Origin of the sequence: Streptomyces sp. HD (assembly GCF_028369295.1) — a bacterium.
Taxonomy (GTDB): Bacteria; Actinomycetota; Actinomycetes; order Streptomycetales; family Streptomycetaceae; genus Streptomyces.
Genome location: NZ_JAQMYP010000041.1, coordinates 40,362 through 59,981 on the forward strand (window position 1 = coordinate 40,362; position 19,620 = coordinate 59,981).

The 19,620-nt window shown below is 70.2% G+C and carries 15 protein-coding genes and 1 pseudogene; 15 read left to right on the top strand and 1 reads right to left on the bottom strand.

Features of this window, described 5'->3' with window-relative positions; translation table 11 throughout:
- The first annotated feature begins 22 nt into the window (after positions 1–22).
- From POF73_RS32475 to POF73_RS32485, 3 genes are all read left to right on the top strand, one after another.
- Positions 23–493, top strand: a complete 471-nt coding sequence (locus tag POF73_RS32475) for an RICIN domain-containing protein (protein ID WP_272122608.1) — start codon at positions 23–25, stop codon at positions 491–493.
- Between the two features lie 279 nt (positions 494–772).
- Complete coding sequence (locus tag POF73_RS32480) at positions 773–2,602, top strand: protein kinase domain-containing protein (RefSeq protein WP_443049672.1); 1,830 nt, start codon at positions 773–775, stop codon at positions 2,600–2,602.
- A 220-nt stretch (positions 2,603–2,822) separates the two neighbouring features.
- Entirely contained in the window at positions 2,823–4,253 is a 1,431-nt protein-coding gene (locus tag POF73_RS32485; RefSeq protein WP_272122610.1) for an APC family permease, read from the top strand.
- A 70-nt stretch (positions 4,254–4,323) separates the two neighbouring features.
- Here POF73_RS32485 and POF73_RS32490 read toward each other — a convergent pair.
- Positions 4,324–4,611 (bottom strand): annotated as a pseudogene (locus tag POF73_RS32490) (NAD(P)-dependent alcohol dehydrogenase); the annotation flags it as partial.
- 70 nt (positions 4,612–4,681) lie between these two features.
- On the opposite strand from POF73_RS32490, the gene POF73_RS32495 reads away from it, so the two are divergent.
- From POF73_RS32495 to POF73_RS32550, 12 genes are all read left to right on the top strand, one after another.
- Entirely contained in the window at positions 4,682–5,587 is a 906-nt protein-coding gene (locus tag POF73_RS32495) for a LysR family transcriptional regulator (protein WP_272122655.1), read from the top strand.
- Between the two features lie 156 nt (positions 5,588–5,743).
- Positions 5,744–6,913 carry a CaiB/BaiF CoA transferase family protein gene (locus tag POF73_RS32500; protein WP_272122611.1) on the top strand — a complete coding sequence of 390 codons (1,170 nt, stop codon included), beginning with the start codon at positions 5,744–5,746 and terminating at the stop codon, positions 6,911–6,913.
- A gap of 57 nt (positions 6,914–6,970) precedes the next feature.
- Positions 6,971–7,741, top strand: a complete 771-nt coding sequence (locus POF73_RS32505; RefSeq protein ID WP_272122612.1) for a crotonase/enoyl-CoA hydratase family protein — start codon at positions 6,971–6,973, stop codon at positions 7,739–7,741.
- A 20-nt stretch (positions 7,742–7,761) separates the two neighbouring features.
- A complete protein-coding gene (locus POF73_RS32510) occupies positions 7,762–8,517 on the top strand; it encodes an acetoacetate decarboxylase (protein WP_272122613.1) in 756 nt (251 codons plus the stop codon).
- Complete coding sequence (locus tag POF73_RS32515) at positions 8,514–9,518, top strand: 3-hydroxyacyl-CoA dehydrogenase NAD-binding domain-containing protein (RefSeq protein WP_334313634.1); 1,005 nt, start codon at positions 8,514–8,516, stop codon at positions 9,516–9,518. The genes POF73_RS32510 and POF73_RS32515 overlap by 4 nt, the downstream gene beginning before the upstream one ends.
- Positions 9,515–10,747 (top strand): acyl-CoA dehydrogenase family protein, encoded by a 1,233-nt coding sequence (locus POF73_RS32520; RefSeq protein WP_272122615.1) that lies wholly within the window; start codon positions 9,515–9,517, stop codon positions 10,745–10,747. The genes POF73_RS32515 and POF73_RS32520 overlap by 4 nt, the downstream gene beginning before the upstream one ends.
- A 325-nt stretch (positions 10,748–11,072) precedes the next feature.
- Entirely contained in the window at positions 11,073–12,530 is a 1,458-nt protein-coding gene (locus POF73_RS32525; RefSeq protein ID WP_272122616.1) for a class I adenylate-forming enzyme family protein, read from the top strand.
- Positions 12,531–12,551: 21 nt separating this feature from the next.
- Positions 12,552–14,312, top strand: a complete 1,761-nt coding sequence (locus tag POF73_RS32530) for a DUF3556 domain-containing protein (RefSeq protein ID WP_272122617.1) — start codon at positions 12,552–12,554, stop codon at positions 14,310–14,312.
- Positions 14,305–15,720 carry a phytoene desaturase family protein gene (locus tag POF73_RS32535; RefSeq protein WP_272122618.1) on the top strand — a complete coding sequence of 472 codons (1,416 nt, stop codon included), beginning with the start codon at positions 14,305–14,307 and terminating at the stop codon, positions 15,718–15,720. Before POF73_RS32530 ends, POF73_RS32535 begins: the two co-directional genes overlap by 8 nt.
- A complete protein-coding gene (locus POF73_RS32540; protein WP_272122619.1) occupies positions 15,717–16,991 on the top strand; it encodes a PucR family transcriptional regulator in 1,275 nt (424 codons plus the stop codon). Before POF73_RS32535 ends, POF73_RS32540 begins: the two co-directional genes overlap by 4 nt.
- A gap of 108 nt (positions 16,992–17,099) precedes the next feature.
- Entirely contained in the window at positions 17,100–17,672 is a 573-nt protein-coding gene (locus tag POF73_RS32545; RefSeq protein ID WP_272122620.1) for a PadR family transcriptional regulator, read from the top strand.
- A 96-nt stretch (positions 17,673–17,768) separates the two neighbouring features.
- Positions 17,769–19,493, top strand: a complete 1,725-nt coding sequence (locus POF73_RS32550; RefSeq protein ID WP_272122621.1) for an acyl-CoA dehydrogenase family protein — start codon at positions 17,769–17,771, stop codon at positions 19,491–19,493.
- Positions 19,494–19,620: the final 127 nt, after the last annotated feature.

Sequence of the window (19,620 nt, forward strand, 5' to 3'; positions counted from 1 at the left end):
CCGAATTTCGAGGGGATCGAACATGGAACTCAAGGGAAACCTCATTCGACTCGCCGGCGCGGGCGCGGCGATCGCATTCGGCTCGACGCTGCTGGTCGGCGGCGCAACCTCGGCACAGGCGGCGCCGGTGAACTACCAGGTGATCAACGGCAACAGCAGCAACTCCTGCCTCCAGGTGAACATCTCGGGAGGCAAGGGAAACCTTGTTCTCGGCACCTGTGACCGCAGCGCAAAGCAGGTGTGGCAGATCAGCGGTGGCATCTTCAGGAACCCGGCATCAGGCCACTGCCTCGACGGAAACGGCGCGGATGTCTACACCTTCCCGTGCAACGGCGGCGCGTATCAGAAGTGGACAACCACGTCCGGCACTGCGAAGTCCATCAAGCACAACCAGAGCGGCAAGTACTTGGACGCGAACGGAACGGTCGGGGCCCAGGTCGTCTTCCAGTCCACCATCGGGTCGGCGTCCCGCTGGGTGATCGACCCGGTGTGATGCATCGCCTGACTCTGTGAGTGCGGCGGGCCGTCCCTCTGGCGGCCCGCCGTCGCGAACACGTGGTCCCAGGGCTCAAGTTCGTAGTGATGCACGAGGTCGCATCACCTGGATGACCCGTCAACTCACCAGTCCCAACTACCCCGTTAGGCTGTCTCCCGTACAGGGGCAACAACCTTGAGGCGGGCTGTGGCAGTGACGGGGGAGACTCATCCGAACGGTGACGGCAGGCTGATCGCCGGCCGCTATCGCACCGTGGAGCGGCTGGGACGCGGCGGCATGGGAACCGTATGGCGGGCCGTCGATGAAACCCTCGGCCGCGAGGTCGCGGTGAAGGAGCTCCGTGCCTTCGCCGACGAGGACGACGCGGACCGACTGGCCGGGCTGCGGCTACGCATGCAGCGCGAAGCCCGCGCAGCGGCTCGGGTCCGGCACCCCGGAGTGGTGGCCGTGCACGACGTCACGGACCACGAGGGCCACCCTGTCATCGTCATGGAGTTGGTCGAGGGCGCCTCGCTGGACGACGTGATGCGCGAGCAAGGCGTCCTCGATCCCCGGTACGCGGCCGAGATCGGTGCCAAAGTCCTCGACGCCCTGGCCGCCGCCCACCGTGCCGGCGTACTCCACCGCGATGTCAAGCCCGGCAACATCCTGCTCGAACGTGGCGGGCGGGTGGTCCTGACCGACTTCGGTATCGCGGCCATCGACAATCCCGACGACGGCGCCGACACCCACCTCACGCGCAGCGGTGAACTCGTCGGCTCCCTTGACTATCTCGCGCCCGAACGGGCCCGCGGAGAGCAGCCGGGTCCCCCTTCGGACATCTGGTCGCTGGGCGCCACGCTCTACGCCGCCGTCGAGGGCGGCACTCCCTTCCGCCGCACCTCCACCTGGTCGACCATCACCGCGATCGTCACCGAACCGCTGCCCGAGCCGCGTCGGGCAGGTCCGCTCGCCCCTGCCCTGCACGCTCTGCTGGGCAAGGACCCCGAGGCCCGTCCTGACGCGGAGCAGGCTGCGCGACTCCTCACCGCGATCGCCACGGACCAGCCCCTGCCCGTGTCTTCCGACGCACCCGGCACCATGCGCCTCGGCCGCTCCGTCCCCTCCGCGCACGCATCCGAGACACCCGCAACGCCCGCCACGCCGGCCAGACCCGCCACGCCCGCGGAGCCCTCGGCGCCTGAGCTGGACCTACGTCCTCCCGTACCAGCGGGAACGTTCGGCCCGCCGCCGGACCTGAACCGAGATGCCGTGTCGGTCCAGGCACCACCCCAGGCAGCGAACACCGACCCGCGATCCCCCGCCGGTCCCGGGTCGCGCCGCGGCCGGTCACTGACGATCGTCGCGGTCGCGGTCGCTGTGCTCCTCATCGGCGGCGGCGTCACCTACCTGACCATCGACACCGACACCGACTCCGACGGCAACGCCGGCAAGGACGGGGCCGTTGCCTCTCCGGCCGAACCGACATCGCCCAAGGGGGATGACGACACCCCGTCGCAGAAGCCGAGCAACCCCGGTGCGAGCAAGTCCGGTGGCTCGGACGAGAAGAAGACGGGCGATCCGGCCGAGGGAGGGTCGGAATCCGCCCGGGGCCAGACGCCCGAGGCCGAGGCGCCCGGTTCCTCCGGTGAGACGGAGGCCGCCCCGACCGCGTCGGCCTCCGAGTCGACAGAACCTGGGCCCACCTACGAATTCGTCAACGTGAAGAGCGGGAAGTGTCTGTCCCTCGACAACGGCGGCAGCACGGCGAACGGCACCCGCGCCGTCCAGTGGTCCTGCACCGGAGGTGACGAGCAGCGGTGGTACTGGGCCGGCCCCTCGTCCGACATGATCAAGAACGTCAAGACCGGCAAGTGCCTGTCCATCGCGAACCACGGCAGTACCGCAAACGGCGCGCAGGCCATCCAGTCGACCTGCGTCACGGACTGGAACGCTCCCGAGCAGCAGTGGGCCCATGCCGCGGGCGGCTCGCTCAAGAACGGCAAGAGCGCCAAGTGCCTGTCGACCGAGAACGGCGGCAGCACTGCCAACGGCGCGCTGGCCATCCAGTCCACCTGCATCACCGACTGGGACGCTCCCGAACAGCAGTGGAAACTGACCAGTTGAACATCCTCGAAGGCCCGGACCGGGGCAACGACTGACCCGCATGGCAGGTCCCCACGAGAGGCGAGGCCCCTTCTACCGAGGTCGGGCAGCTGAGGCGGGGGGCGATGTGCCCTCCCGGGGATCGAGTTGTCATTCCCGTCTGCACATCTGGGTAGATCCATTGGGTCCAAGCCCGTAAGCGCCACGGCTCCACGGCCGCCAGCACGACAAGGACCACGCCATGTCCCGCACCAGCCCACCGAGTCCACCCGTGACGAGCACCGACGAACAGCCCGAGCTGAAGCGGGTCATGGGCCCGGGGCTGCTGCTGTTGTTCATCGTCGGAGACATCCTCGGCACCGGGATCTACGCGCTGACCGGACAGGTCGCGGGGGAGGTGGGGGGTGCGGCGTGGCTGCCGTTCCTCATCGCGTTCGCCGTCGCTCTGGTCACGGCCTGCTCCTACCTGGAGCTGGTCACCAAGTACCCGCAGGCCGCCGGTGCCGCACTGTACGTGCACAAGGCGTTCGGCAGGCACTTCCTGACCTTCCTGGTGTGCTTCACCGTGATGTGCTCCGGCATCACCTCGGCGTCAGCGGCCTCACGGGCCTTCGCGGCGAACCTGGTCGAGGGGTTCGGGCTCGATGCGGGCGACGGCCTCATCCTGTTGATCGCCCTCGGTTTCATGTGCCTGGTGCTCCTCGTCAACCTCCGAGGCGTAGCCGAGAGCCTCAAGGTGAACGTGCTGCTGACCGCCGTGGAACTCTCCGGTCTGCTCCTCGTCATTCTGATCAGTGGCTACTTCATCGCGGGCGGGAACGCGGACTTCTCCCGAGTCGTCGCCTTCGAGTCCGCCTCCGACAAAAACGTGTTCCTGGCGGTGAGCACCGCGACGTCACTGGCCTTCTTTGCCATGGTCGGCTTCGAGGACTCGGTCAACATGGCTGAAGAGACGAGGGACCCGGCGCGGATCTTCCCGCGCATGATGTTCACCGGGCTGGGCATCACAGGCCTGATCTACGTCCTGGTGTCCGTCTGCGCCGTCGCCGTGGTTCCCGTCGGCCAACTCGCCGCCAGCGAGACCCCGTTGGCCACGGTGGTGAAGACAGCCGCTCCCGGCTTCCCCATCTCCGATCTGCTGCCGTTCATCTCCATGTTCGCCGTTGCCAACTCCGCGCTGATCAACATGCTGATGGCCAGCCGCCTGCTGTACGGGATGGGCAGACGAGGCGTGCTGCCGCCCTTCCTTGCCAAGGTGCATGCGGTGCGGCGTACTCCGCAGGCGGCCATCCTGTTCACCACTGTGCTCGCCTTCGGTCTCATCACCTTCGTGTCGCTGAATCCCGACAGTCCGGTCGTGGCCCTGCTGGGCGGGACGACGTCGCTGCTCCTGCTGACGGTCTTCGCCGGCGTCAACCTGGCGGTCCTCGTGCTGCGCCGGGACAGGGTCGAGGGGCACCACTTCCGCGCAGGCCGACTGCTTCCCGTGGTGGGCACGATCACCTGCCTCTACCTGGTCCTGCCCTGGTCCTCCGGACGCCCTGCCGACCAGTACCGCATCGCAGGGATCCTGCTGCTGATCGGCGTGGTCCTGTGGGCGGCCACATGGTTCGCCGGCCGTGGCACATCTGCCCCCGACGCAGCCCGACCTGACGAGACGACTCCGCGCTGAACGGCGCCTCGAACCGGCGCAGAAGTTGAGCATCGCGGCGGTCGCGGGCCTGCCATCGCTGCCTGCCGAGCTGAGCCTCTTGCGCCACGGCGATCTTGACCGCGAGATGGCCCAAGCCGCCCAGTCCCGCCACCGCGACGCGGGTTCCCGGCCCCAGACCGAGGCTGTGCAGCGGCTCCCAGACGGTGATCCCGGCACAGAGCAGAGGAGCTGCGGCGGCCCGATCCAGACAAGCGGGAAGAGGGTGGGCGAAGCGGTCGCGGACGACGTACTCGCGGGAGTAGCCCCCCAGCGTGGCCGACCCGGCGTGGCGGTCGATGCCGTCCTAGGTCAGGGTCGGGAAGGCGCGACAGAAATCGTGCGTCCGGCCGACGTCGGTGTTGCCGCGGCCGGGAGCTCCTGCCGTGGGTAGGGTGATCGGCGTGGACATGCTGCACCTGCGTTACTTCGTCGCCGTGGCCGAGGAACTCAACTTCTCGCAGGCGGCGCGCAGACTGCACATGGCGGCTTCTCCGCTCAGCCAGCGGATCAAGGACCTTGAACGTGAACTCGGCCATGAGCTCTTCGAGCGCACCACCCACCGCGTCGATCTGACCCCGGCGGGTGCTGCGCTGCTGCCGATGGCACGCGATGTGCTGGAGCGCGTCAACTCGATCCCGTGGCGGCTGAGCGAGGCGGTGCGTCCGCGGCTGGACAGGCTGTTCATGGGGATGCCCGCCGGAGTGCACCCGCTGCTGCGTGAGCGGGTCCGGCTGCTGGAGGGCGCGTGCCGTGAGGTGTGCGAACTCAAGCGCTGGCCCGGCACGTCGGCGGACCTGGCGGACGCGGTGCGCGACGGCAGGCTGGCCATGGCGCTGGCCCGGCTGCCGGTCTCCGATCCGGCGCTGGAGATCATCGAGGTGATGCACGAGGTGCTGGGTGCCGCGGTGCCGGCCGACCGGTTCGCGGGACGGGCGTCCGTCACCCTTGAGGAGCTGGCCGACCTGTCGTATGTGGCCACGCCGACCGACGCCACTCCGGCCTATTTCGAGGAAGTCGACGCCCGCCTCAATTCGGTCGGCGTAAAGAAGAGAATCCGCATAAAAATGGCGGACTATTCCGGAAGCTCGGAACTGATCTCCTCCGGCATCGCGTTTTCGATGACCATGCTCTCGCCGGAGAGCCCCATGCATCTGTACCGGCTGGACAACGTGGCCGTGCTGCCGGTCGAGGACTTCCAACCCACCCTGATCACCGGCCTGTTGTTCCGTGCTGATCGGGCGAACGCCGACGGTGACCTGAGCGAGGTCGCTGTCCTGGCCCGTCGGATCTTCGATGAGGTCATCATCGCCTGACTGATTTCCGCGCGCCCTTTTCCGCGGAATTACGGAATGGTTGTGACCGCTGTGGTCATACCCTTGTTCGCCAGTTGATCATTCCTTTTCGGTCCGTTCATGCATAACGTCGTCGGTGGAAACATTCGACATGAAATTACTGCGTGAACAGGAGTGATGATGGACATCACGGCCGCCGGCCCCACAGGTCCGCTGGACGGCGTGCGGGTGATCGATCTGTCCACGGTGGTGATGGGCCCCTACGCGGCGCAGATCCTTGGCGATCTCGGCGCCGACGTCATCAAGATCGAGTCCCCGTCCGACACGGTACGGCTGGGTCCGTACCGCACCACGCCCGGCATGACCCCGCTCAACCTCAACGTCAACCGCAACAAGCGCAGCGTGACGTTGAACCTCAAGGACGAAGACGGCCGCGCACGGGCCCTGGAACTGATCGACAGCGCCGACGTGCTGGTCACCAACATGCGCCCGGGCGCGCTCGCCCGCCTCGGCCTCGGCCACGCCGACGTCGCCGCCCGCAACCCCGGCCTGGTCTACGCCCACGCCCAGGGATTCCGCAGCGACTCCGACCGGGCCGGCAACGCGGCCTACGACGAGACCGTGCAGGCCGCCTCCGGTCTGGTGGACGTGACCAACCGGGCACTGGGCACCCCGGCGTACCTGCCGACGATCATCGCGGACAAGGTATGCGCGCTGACCATCGTCTACTCGGTGCTCGCCGCGCTGGTCCACCGGGACCGCACCGGCACCGGCCAGTACGTCGAGATCCCGATGACCGACACGCTCATCGCGTTCAACCTCGTCGAGCATCTGGCGGGCCATGTCTTCGAACCGCCGGAGGGGCCGACCGGGTTCCCGCTGTCGATGAAGAGGGGGCACCGCGCGGTGCCCACCAAGAACGGCCTCGCCTGCGTCATGCCGTACAACCCGCGGAACTTCCGGGACTTCTTCCTCGCCGCCGACCGTGCCGATCTCGCCGCGGACGGGCGTGTCAACGGTGAGTCCATCGCCGACGACGACGTCGAAGCCCTGATGGAGCTGGTGGAGACGTGCTCGCCGCGCCTGACCACCGAGGAGTGGGAGCGGGTCTGTGCCGAGCGCAGCATCCCGATGGCGCCCGTGCTCGAACTCGACCGGGCCGCCGAGGACCCGTACGTGCGCGACGGCCGGCTGCTCGACGTGCTGGACCACCCCAGTGAGGGCCCCATCCGCTCGGTCGGCATCCCGGTGCGGTTCTCCGCCACCCCGGGTTCGGTGCGCCGGCCCGCACCGCTGCCCGGCCAGCACACCGAAGAGGTCCTCAAGGAACTCGCCGCCGGCCGCTGACCGGCCCGTCTGCTCCCGCCGGCGCCCCAACAGCCCGCAATTGCAAGGACGCACACCATGCACAGCACCACCGAGGTGCGGACCGAGACCGTCGGTTCCTCACTGCTCATCACCATCGACCGGCCGAAGGCGCGCAACGCGGTCAACGCGGCCGTCGCCGCCGGACTGTCCACGGCCCTCGACCAGTTGGAGACGGACCCCGGCCTTCGGGCCGGCGTGCTCACCGGCGCCGGCGGCACGTTCAGCGCCGGAATGGACCTCAAGGCCGCGCTGGCCGGTGAATCGCCCGAGATACCCGGGCGCGGCTTCGGCGGCCTGACCCAGGCCCGCACGACCAAACCGCTGATCGCCGCCGTCGAGGGCTGGGCCATGGGAGGCGGCTTCGAACTGGCCCTGGGCTGCGATCTGATCGTCGCCGCGGACGATGCCCGGTTCGGCCTCCCCGAGGTCAGCCGCGGGCTGATCGCGGCGGGCGGCGGAGTGATCCGGCTGCCCAAGCGCATCCCGTACCACCTGGCGATGGAACTGCTGCTGACCGGCGAGCCGGTCACCGGCGAACGGGCCGGGCGGCTCGGCATCGCCAACCGGGTGGTGCCGGCCGGGGAGACCGTCGCCGCCGCCCTGCAGCTGGCCGAGCGGATCGCGCGGAACGCCCCGCTGGCCCTGGCCGCCGTCAAGGAACTCGTCCGCGCCGCCGACGGCGCGCCCGAGGAGGAGGCGTTCGCCGTGCAGGCGCGGCAGATGGACCGGCTCGCCGCCTCCGCCGACGTACGCGAGGGCATGACCGCCTTCACCGAGCGCCGCTCCCCGGTCTGGCAGGGCCGGTAGGCCCCGAGGAGGAACACACCATGCATCAGTACGACATCCCGCGGCACATCGCGACGCCGCTCACCAACCCGGCCTATCCGCCGGTCGTGCCGCGCTTCACCGACCGCGAGTACCTCAACATCGTCTACCGCACCGACCACGCGGCACTGCGCGCCGTCGTACCCGAACCGCTGGAGATCGACGAGCCGCTGGTGCGCTTCGAGGTCATGCGCATGGGCGACGTCAGCGGATACGGACCGTACACCGAGTCCGGCCAGGCGATCCCGGTCCGCCACGAGGGCGAGCGGGGCGAGTACCTGCACGCGATGTACCTGGACAACCTTCCGGCCATCACGTCCGGCCGGGAGGCCAGTGCCTATCCCAAGACCGCCGGATCGCCCGCCCTGTACGCCGACCACGGAGCGCTGGTCGGTGTCCTCGACGTCGGCACGCTGCGGGTGGCGACCGCCACGATGGGCTACAAGCACCACGAGCTGTCGGTCGAGGAGGCCGTGGCCCAGGTCGGTGTGCCGACCTACATGCTGAAGCTGGTCCCCGGGTTCGACGGGGCGCCGCAGGTGGCGCAGTTGGTGCGCACCGAGACCACCGACATCACGGTCAAGGGCGCCTGGACCGGTCCCGCCCGGTTGCAGCTCTTCGAGCACGTGCTGGCACCGCTGGCCGATCTGCCGGTGCGAGAGATCGTCTCCGCCAGCCACATCCTCACCGACCTGACCCTGGCGCCGGTCAAGCCCGTCCACGACTACCTGGCCCACCCCGCCCGCCCCGTGCGGTGAAGACGGCCACGCAGCCAGAAGGAAAAGCAGAAGGAAGACATGTGATGACCGAGCCATTCACCACCGCCGCGGTGGTCGGCGCCGGGACGATCGGCCTGTCCTGGGCCGCGCTCTTCGCCGGCCACGGCATGCGGGTACACGTCACCGACCCGCGGCCGGACCTGGCCGAGGCCGTCGCCGAGGCACTCGACCGGGCGGCCGGGCAACTGGCCGCGCAGGGCCTGGACACGCACCGCCTCGCCGAGCGGGTGCACATCGCCGACGATCTCGCCGACGCGGTGCGCGACGCCGACATCGTCCAGGAGAACGGGCCGGAGAACGCCGACTTCAAGCGGGAGTTGTTCACCACCCTGGTCGGCGCGGCCCCCGCCCACGCGTTGCTGCTCAGCTCCTCCTCGGCGATCCCCGCCTCGGCGTTCACCGACTCCATCGAGGAGGCCGACCGGATTCTGATCGGCCACCCCTTCAACCCGCCGCACCTGGTGCCGCTGGTGGAGGTGGTGCCGGGGGAGCGCACCTCGCAGGAGAGCGTGGCGCGGGCCGTGGACTTCTACCGCTTCGTCGGCAGGGTCCCGGTCGTCGAACGCAAGGAGATCCCCGGCTTCGTCGGCAACCGCCTGCAGAACGCCCTCAGCCGCGAGGCGATCTACCTGGTCGAACAGGGCGTCGTCAGCCCGGCAGAGCTGGACACCGTGATGGTGAACTCGCTCGGCCTGCGCTGGGCGACGGTCGGACCGTTCCTCGGCGCACACCTCGGCGGCGGCCCCGGCGGCTACCGGCACATGGCCGAGCACATCGGCGTGTCGATGCAGAAGATGTGGGACTCGCTCGGCCGCCCGCAGCAGAGCCCCGAACAGACCGAACGGCTCGTCGCAGCCGTCGAGGACGCCTACGGCTCCCGTTCCTACGCCGACCTCAGCCACCAACGCGACGCCCAGCAGATCGCCGTGCTGTCCGCCCGGGACAGCGCCACCAACCTGGAGAAGGAGACCCGGTCATGACCGCCGTACTGCCCGAGAAGGCTTCCGAGACCGTTTCCGCCGACGAAGTCGACGAACGGTCGGCCGCTGACTTCTACGACTTCGAGGCACTGCTGCCGCCGCACGAGCGCGAACTGCTGCTGCGGGCCCGATCGTTCATGCGCACCGAGGTCAAGCCGCTGGTCAACGAGTACTGGGCGAAGGGGGAGTTCCCCCGCGAACTCATCGGCAAGTTCCGCGAGCTGGGACTCGCCGGCGTTCCCTACGAGGGGTACGGCGACCCCCTGCCCGCCGGAAGCAACCTGCTGGTCGGCATGCTCTCGATGGAGTACACCCGTACCGACGCCTCCAGCGCCACCTTCTTCGGCGTGCACAGCGGCCTGGCGATGTACAGCATCTACCGCGGTGGCGACCAGGAACAACGGGACCGCTGGCTGCCCTCGATGGCCGCGCTGGACACCATCGGCGCCTTCGCGATGACCGAGCCGCTCGGCGGCTCCGACGTGGCCGGGGGCATGCGCACCACGGCCCGCTGGGACGGCGAGAACTGGGTGCTCAACGGCGCCAAGCGGTGGATCGGCAACGCCACCTTCGCCGACCTGGTGGTGGTCTGGGCCCGCGACGAGGCGGACGACAAGGTCAAGGGTTTCGTGGTGGAGAAGGGCACCCCGGGCTTCTCCCCGGTCAAGATCGAGAACAAGATCGCGTTCAGGATCGTGGAGAACGCCGAGATCACCCTGACCGACGTCAAGGTGCCCGAGGCCAACCGGCTGCAGCGGATCAACTCCTTCCGCGACGTGGCGGAGATCCTCCGCGCCACCCGCAGCGGCGTCGCCTGGCAGGCCCTCGGCGTGATGATCGGCGCCTACGAGCTGGCGCTGGACTACGCCAAGGAACGCAGGCAGTTCGGCCGCCCGATCGCACGGTTCCAGATGGTGCAGGACCTGCTGGTCAAGAGCCTCGGCAACATCACCGCCTGCTGGGGCATGCTGGTCCGGCTCGCACAGCTGCAGGACGCCGGCGTCTTCCGCGACGAGCACTCCTCGCTGGCGAAGGCGTACGTCACCTCGCGGATGCGCGAGGTGGTGGCGTGGTGCCGGGAGATCTTCGGCGGCAACGGCATCGTGCTCGACTACGACATCGCCCGGTTCTTCGCCGACGCCGAGGCGATCTACTCGTTCGAGGGCACCCGTGAGATGAACACCCTCATCGTCGGCAAGGCGGTCACCGGCGAGAGCGCCTTCGTCTGAGCCGCGCTCCCCACGACCAGGCTCCAAACGACCAGGCCCCAAACGACCAGGCCCCAAACGACCAGGCCCCACAAGACCAGGTTGCCCACGGCCCCGCGCCGACTCCGAGTGAAACGTGCCTCGGGGTCGGCGCGGACCGGCGTCGGCGTGTCGCCGCGGGTTCGTGCGCCGCGCACAACTCCGGCCGTGAGCCTCGTCGTCCGCGCCCATGGGCCGCGAGCCCCGCCGATTCGTACCGTCTCTCCTCATGCACCGGACATCCCTCCCGCGGCGGGACGGGAGCCCCGTGCGCCCGACGTCCGTCGACGTACCACGAGGAGCCGACATGCACATCGCGGAACTGCCAGATCTGCGGGCCCGACGGGACGCGGACGGTCCCTGCACGGCCGACGAGACGTCAGTCCTGGACAACGCGGCGTTCGCCCGCCGGGTCCGCCGAGCCGCAGCGGCCCTGCGGGCGCGGGGAGTAGGGCGCGGGGACGTGGTGGCACTGCTGCTGCCCAACACGGTGGACTTCGTCGTCGCGCTCTTCGCCGCCTGGCGCCTCGGCGCGGCGGTGACCCCGGTCAACCCGGCGCTCACCGAGGACGAGGTGCGCCACCAGCTCGGAGACGCGGGTGCCACGGTGGTCGTCACCGCCGAGCCCTCGCCCCTCGCCGGGACGCTCACGGTGGCCGAACTGGACGCCGCGGCCGAGGACACGGCCGTACCGGAGACGGACCCGGACGCGCTCGCCCTGCTGATCTACACCAGCGGCAGCACCGGGCGCCCCAAGGGCGTCATGCTCGACCACGCCAACGTCGCCGCCATGGCGGGCATGATGATCGAGGCCGGCCGGCTCTCCGAGGCCGACCACAGCCTGCTGATCCTTCCGCTCTTCCACGTCAACGGGATCGTGGTCGGTGTGCTGTCCCCGCTGCTGGCCGGCGGGCGGGTGACGGTGGCCGGACGGTTCCGGGCCGAGGCTTTCTTCGACCTGGTCGCCGCCGCGCGTCCCACCTGCTTCTCCGCCGTCCCGGCGATCTACTCGATGCTCACCGAACTGCCGGACCACCTACGGCCGGACACCTCGTCGGTGCGGTTCGCCGCCTGCGGGGCGGCCCCGATGCCGCCCGCACTCATCGAGCGGTTCGAGCGCCGCTACGGCATCCCGATCCTGGAGGGCTACGGCCTCTCCGAGGGCACCTGCGCCTCCACCACCAACCCGCTGGACGGCCCGCGCAAGCCCGGCACGGTCGGACGGCCGCTGCCAGGCCAGCGGGTCGCCGTCATGGACGCGCAGGGGCGGCTCCTCCCGGCGGGGGAGAGCGGCGAGGTCGTCGTCCGCGGGCCCAACGTGATGCGCGGCTACCTGGGCCGCCCGGAGGAGACCGCCCGCGCCGTGGTCGACGGCTGGCTGCACACCGGCGATGTCGGCCGCTTCGACGAGGACGGCTATCTGGTGCTGGTCGACCGCATCAAGGACATGATCATCCGAGGGGGCGAGAACATCTCCCCCCAGGAGATCGAGACCGTCCTCGGCGACCACCCCGATGTGCTCGAAGCCGCCGTGGTGGGCGCCGCCGACCCGCGGCTCGGCGAAGTACCGGTGGCGTTCGTCGCGCTGCGTCCGGGCGCGGCAACCGACGCGGGCGAACTGCTCGACCACTGCCGGGCCCGGCTGGCCAGGTTCAAGGTGCCCACCGAGATCACCCTCGTCGACCGGCTGCCCAGGAATCCCGTCGGCAAGACGGACAAGCCCGCGCTGCGGGCCAGGACCACCGCCGTCACCGTCGCCGGCTGACCAGGGGACGGGAGAGCGGTCATGGGATTCCTCGCACCGAACACGGCGGACGTCGACCTGCAGCAGTGGCGAAGCCGCCCCTACCAGCAACGCATCAGGCCGCTGGCCGAACACTGGACCCTGCACGGCTTCGGCACCCCCGGCATCGTGCACCTGCTGTACCTGGTGAAGATCACCGCGTACGCGCTCGGCGGCATCGCGGTCGTCTCCGCGACCCCCGGCGTGGGCGGCATCGCGGACTTCGGTTCCTGGTGGGCAGAGCCGATCGTCTATCAGAAACTCGTCATCTGGACACTGCTGTGGGAGGTCCTGGGCCTCGGCTGCGGCTCAGGCCCGCTCAGCTCGCACTTCCTGCCGCCGGTGGGCGCCTTTCTGCACTGGCTGCGCCCCGGCACGGTACGGTTGCCCCCCTGGCCCGGCCGGATTCCGTTCACCGCGGGAACCCGACGCACGGTGGCCGATGTGGTCCTGTACGCGGCGCTGCTGATGGCGGCCGTGTGGCTGCTGTGCTCACCGGGCGAGCCGGCCGGGTCGGGTGACCCGGGCGCGTCCGGCGTGCTGGCTCCGTGGCGCATCGCCGTCGTCGCCGCACTGCTCGCGCTGCTCGGACTGCGCGACAAGACCGTCTTCCTCGCCGCCCGCGCCGAGCACTACGGTCTGACGCTCGTGGTCTTCCTCTTCCCGGTGAGCGACATGACCGCCGCGCTGAAACTGGTGATGCTCGCCCTGTGGTGGGGCGCCGCCTCCTCCAAGCTCAACCGGCACTTCCCCTTCGTGGTGGCGGTGATGATCAGCAACAGCCCGCTGCGTCCGGCCTGGTTCAAACGCCGGCTGTACCGCCACTGCCCCGACGATCTCCGGCCGTCCGCTTTCGCCGCCGCGGCCGCGCACGGCGGCACGGTCATCGAGTACGTGGTGCCGCTGGTCCTGGTGCTCTCGCACGGCGGGCCCGTCACCACCATCGCTCTGGCCGTGATGGTCGTCTTCCATCTGCACATCATGTCGACCTTCCCGATGGGCGTACCGCTGGAGTGGAACGTCTTCTTCATCTACTCGGCGCTCGTCCTCTTCGGCCACGACGCGGGTGTCGGCGCCTTCGCCCTGCACTCCCCAGTGCTCGCCGCGGTGCTGGTGTCGAGCCTGGCCGTGGTCCCACTGCTCGGGCACGTCCGCCCCGACCTGGTGTCCTTCCTCCCCTCGATGCGCTACTACGCCGGTAACTGGGCCACCAGCCTGTGGTGCTTCCGCAAGGGCACCGAGCGCCGGCTGGGCGAGCACGTGGTGAAGGCGTCCGCGCTGCCCGTGGACCAGCTCACCCGCCTGTACGGAGCCGACGCCGCCGAGCTGGTGCTGCACCAGGGGCTGGCCTGGCGGGCGATGCACAGCCACGGCCGCGCGCTGGCCGGGCTGCTGCCGCGGGCCGTGGACGACGTGGAGTCCTACGATGTGCGGGACGGCGAGACCGTGGCGGGAGCGGTCCTCGGCTGGAACTTCGGTGACGGCCATCTGCACAACGAGCAGCTGGTGGCCGCCGTGCAGCAGCGGTGCGATTTCGCGCCGGGCGACCTGCGCGTCGTCGTACTGGAGTCCCAGCCGACCCACCGGCAGCGCCAGCACTACCGCATCGTGGACGCGGCGAGCGGCCTGATCGAGGAGGGACATGTGAACGTGGGGGAGATGGTGACCCGGCAGCCCTGGCTCGACGACGAGTCGCCCGCGATTCCCGTCGAGCCCGTCGCGCGCCCGCGACCGGTGACCGAGGCGGCGGCGGCACATGAGTGACGCGATCGTGGTGGGGGCAGGACCGAACGGGCTGGCCGCCGCCGTCGCCCTGGCCCAGCGGGGGCTGAAGGTGACCGTCCTGGAGGCCGCTGACGAGATCGGCGGCGGCACCCGCAGCAGCGAACTGACGCTCCCCGGCCTCCTGCACGACCACTGCTCGGCGGTCCACCCGCTGGGCGTCGGCTCGCCGTTCCTGCGCACCCTCGACCTGGAGCGGTACGGCGTCGACTGGGCGTGGCCCGAGGTCGATCTGGCCCACCCGCTGGACGGCGGGCGGGCCGGGGTGCTGCTCCGCTCCATGGAGCGGACCGTGCGCGGGCTCGGTGTGGACGGTCCCGCCTGGGAGCGGCTGTTCGCCCCGCTGGCCGACGACTTCGATGCGCTGACCGAGGACGTGCTGCGCCCGGTGCCGCATCTGCCCGCCCACCCGGTGGCGCTGGCCAGGTTCGGACTCAGGGCACTCCAGCCCGCCACGGCGGTGGCCCGCCGCTGGCGCACCGAGGAGGCCCGGGCGCTGTTCGCGGGAGCGGCGGCCCATCTGATGTATGCGCTGACCGGCCCGGCCGGTTCCGCGGTCGGGCTGATGCTCGTGGGCGCCGCCCACCGCTTCGGCTGGCCGGTCGCCCGTGGCGGGTCGCGGACCATCACCGATGCGCTGGCCGCACTGCTCGGCCGGCTCGGCGGGACCATCGAGACGGGGGTGCGAGTGGACTCCCTGGCCGAACTGGCCCCCGCCCGGATCGTCATGCTCGACACCACGCCCTCAGCCGCGGCACGCATCTGCGGCGTCCGGCTGCCCGGCCGGGTGCGCCGGGCCTACCGCGGCTGGCGGCACGGTCCGGCGGCATTCAAGGTCGACCTCGCCGTCCAGGACGGTATCCCCTGGACCCATGAGGCATGCCGCCGCGCGGGCACCGTGCACCTGGGCGGCACCCTGGAGGAGGTCGTCCGTACGGAGGCGCAGATCACCGCCGGGCGGATGCCCGAGCGCCCGTTCGTCCTGGTCGGCCAGCAGTACCTCGCCGACCCCGGCCGCTCCCGCGGCGACCTCCACCCCGTGTGGGCGTACGCTCATGTCCCGCACGGCCACCCCGGTGACGCCACCGAGGCGGTGCTGCGCCAGATCGAGCGGTTCGCGCCGGGGGCCCGGGAGCGGATCGTGGGGCTCGCGACGCGCTCGGCCCCAGAACTGGCCCGGTACAACGCGAACTTCGTCGGTGGCGACATCGTCGCCGGCGCCAACACCGCACGGCAGGTCGCGCTGCGTCCGCGGACGTCCCTCGACCCCTACAGCACCGGCATCCCCGGCGTGTACCTGTGCTCGGCGGCCACCCCACCCGGTGCCGGGGTCCACGGCATGTGCGGTGCGAACGCCGCCCGCTCCGCACTGCGGTACCTGGACCGGTGAACGCTCCCGTGCAGCGGCCGGAGGAGGCACCGGATCCGGTCGTTCTGGCGGCCCAGGTGATCCAGGCCAACCGGGACGACGTCATCGCCCGGCTGGTCGCCACCACCGAGGCGGAGATCGCCCAGCTGGAACACGACGAACCGCTGCACGGGCTCCTGGAAGCCAGCATCACCGAGAACATCGTCACCGCCCTGCACGTCATCATCAACCGCATCGACCCGCAGACCGTGGACGCGCCGGCCTCGGCCGTCTCCTACGCCCGCAGGCTCGCCCAGCGCGACGTTCCGCTCTCAGCCCTGCTGCGCGCCTACCGGCTCGGCCATGCGCAGAGCCTGGACCTGGTCCTCGGCGAGGCGGTCCGACTGGGGCTGCCGGACCCGGCCGGCACCGTCATCGCGCTGGTCAGCCTCAGCTCCGCCTATGTGGACCGGGTCTGCGACCAGATCGGCCGTGTCTACGAGGAGGAGCGCGAACGCTGGGTGGGCACCCGCGGCATGCTGCGCCAGTACTGGGTGGGACAGCTCCTCGACAACCCCCGCGTCGATCTGCGGCAGGCGGAGGCCGCCCTCGACCACCGGTTGACCGGCCACCATCTGGCCGTCGAGGCCTGGCTCCACGGAACTGCGGCGCCCCTTGTCGGCGGCCCCGACCCCACCGTCGTCTTCGACCGGCTGGCTTCGCTGCTGTCCACCGTCCTGCGTGCCCATGGACGCCCCCTGCTGGTCCACACCGACGAGGCCGACGCCCGGATCTGGCTGACCGTCAGGCCCGACTGCCCGGTGGACCCCGACACCATCGCCACTGAACTGGCCGACGCCGCGCTACCGGTGCGCGTCGCCCTCGGCATCGTCCGCCCGGGCCTCGACGGCTTCCGCCGCAGCACCCGCGCCGCTGCCCGCGCCAAGGCCCTCGTGCTCTCCGCGGGGGCCGCCGCCCCCATGGTGGTGGCCTTCACCAGCGTCGCCCCCGTCGCTCTGCTGGTCGACGAACCCCGCGAACTGGCCGACTTCGTCTTCGACACCCTCGGCGAGCTCGCCGTGGACGACAGTCGCCGCGAACTCCTCCGCGAGACGCTTCGCGTCTTCCTTGCCACCCATCGCAGCTACTCCGCCACCGCGGACCAGCTGATGGTGCACCGCAACACCGTCCACTACCGCGTCCAGCGCGCCGTCGACCACTACCACCTCGACCTCGACGCCAACGCCTTCGACCTCCACTTCGCCCTCATGATCTGCCGCTGGCACGGGTCGAAGGTCCTGCGCCGCGAGTGAGGATGACGGGTATACGTCGCCGGGGGTGCGGGCCGTCCCAGGGTGAGCCGCGTCGCATCGGAGCGGGCGAGGTTGCTATGCAACGAGTTGCATAGCAGGATCGGCGTCATGGCGCTCGAACACGCGATCTTGGTGTCGCTCCTGGAGCAGCCGGGATCCGGCTATGAGCTGGCCCGGCGTTTCGAGCGGTCCATCGGCTACTTCTGGACCGCGACCCACCAACAGATCTATCGCGTGCTCAAGCGCATGGAGAACGACGGCTGGGTCGACGTCAGGGATGTCCCGCAGCAGGGACGGCCGGACAAGAAGGAGTACAGCGTCGCCGACCTCGGCCGGGCCGCGCTGTCCTCCTGGCTGCATGATCCGATCGAGCCGGAGAGCGTCCGCCACGACCTGGCCGTGAAGATCCGGGGTGCCGCCTTCGACGACCCGGCTGCCCTGATCCGGGAGGTGGAGCGGCACCGGCAGGCGCACCGGGACCGGTTGGCGCACTATCTCGCAGGAGAGGCACGAGACTTCACGGGGGCCGAGGCGAGCGCGGCCGGTTCCGGGGCGCCGCCCGATGCGGAGCGGGAGCTCCAGCACGCCGTACTGCGCGGCGGGATCGCGTACGAGCGGATGATGATCGACTGGCTGGACGACGTGCTTGCCACGCTGGCCCGGTTCGGTCCGGCCGGCTGATCACCACCGCATCCTCCGCCGCCCCTCCCGATCCGACCGGTCCAGCCGTCGGAACTCCCGATTCCCACCCTCCATCAGCCGAAAGGCATCCTCATCATGGCTGACCAGCTGCTGTTCAACCCGCACACGTACGACCCGACGCACTTCGACCCCGAAACGCGCCGTCTGCTGCGTGCCACCGTCGACTGGTTCGAGGAGCGCGGGAAGAGGCAGTTGATCGAGGACTACCGGACCCGCGCCTGGCTCGGCGACTTCCTCGCCTTCGCAGCGAAGGAGAACCTGTTCGCCACCTTCCTGACGCCGTCGTCCGCCGCGGGGGAGGGGGAGCCGGACAAGCGGTGGGACACCGCCCGGATCGCCGCGCTCAACGAGATCCTGGGCTTCTACGGCCTGGACTACTGGTACGCCTGGCAGGTCACGATCCTCGGCCTGGGTCCGGTGTGGCAGAGCGACAACGCCGCCGCCCGCTCCCGCGCCGCCGAACTGCTCACCCAGGGAGAGGTGTTCGCGTTCGGCCTGTCCGAGAAGGCCCACGGCGCCGACATCTACTCCACCGACATGCTGCTGGAGCCCGACGGCAACGGCGGCTTCCGGGCCACCGGCTCCAAGTACTACATCGGCAACGGCAACGCCGCCGGACTCGTCTCCGTCTTCGGCCGCCGTACCGACGTCGAGGGCCCCGACGGCTACGTGTTCTTCGCCGCCGACAGCCGACACCCGGCCTACCACCTGGTCAAGAACGTCGTCGACTCGTCCAAGTTCGTCAGCGAGTTCCGCCTGGAGGACTACCCCGTTGCGGCCGAGGACGTCCTGCACACCGGGCGCGCGGCATTCGACGCCGCGCTCAACACCGTCAACGTCGGCAAGTTCAACCTGTGCACCGCCTCGATCGGCATCTGCGAGCACGCGATGTACGAGGCCGTCACCCACGCTCACAACCGCGTCCTCTACGGCCGTCCCGTCACCGCCTTCCCGCACGTGCGGCGCGAGTTGACCGACGCGTACGTCAGGCTCGTCGGCATGAAGTACTTCAGCGACCGCGCTGTCGACTACTTCCGTACCGCCGGCCCGGACGACCGCCGCTACCTGCTCTTCAACCCGATGACGAAGATGAAGGTGACCACGGAGGGCGAGAAGGTCATCGACCTCATGTGGGACGTCATCGCGGCCAAGGGCTTCGAGAAGGACAACTACTTCAGCCAGGCGGCCGTGGAGATCCGCGGTCTGCCGAAGCTGGAGGGCACCGTCCACGTCAACCTGGCGCTGATCCTGAAGTTCATGCGCAGCCACCTCCTCGACCCGGCCGACTACCCCGGCGTGCCGACCCGCCTCGACGCGGCCGACGACGACTTCCTGTTCCGACAGGGACCGGCCCGCGGCCTCGGCTCGGTGCGCTTCCACGACTGGCGGCCCGCCTTCGACGCGTACACGCACCTGCCCAACGTCACCCGCCTGCGTGAACAGGCAGACGCGCTCTGCGCGTTCGTCGCCACGGCGGCCCCCGACGCGGAGCAGAGCCGCGACCTCGACCTCGTCCTCGCGGTCGGTCAGCTCTTCGCCCTCGTCGTGCACGGGCAGCTCGTCCTGGAGCAGGCCGCCCTGACCGGACTCGACGAGGACGTGCTCGACGAACTCTTCGCCGTCCTCGTGCGCGACTTCTCCGCGCACGCCGTCGAACTGCACGGCAAGGACTCGGCGACCGAACAGCAGCAGGAGTGGGCACTGGGTTCGGTCCGGCGGCCGGTCGTCGACGAAGCACGCACGCAGCGGGTCTGGCAGCGGGTCGAGGCGCTGGCCGGCGCGTATGAGATGGCGCCGTAGGCAGGCGCTGGGCGCACCTGTGCGTCACCGGTGGCCGGTCCCGCGCGGGCCCGGCCACCGGTCAGCCAGGGTCCGGCTCGTGGCCGTATGACACCGCCACGGGAACCGACGGGTTCGAAGGCGGCCC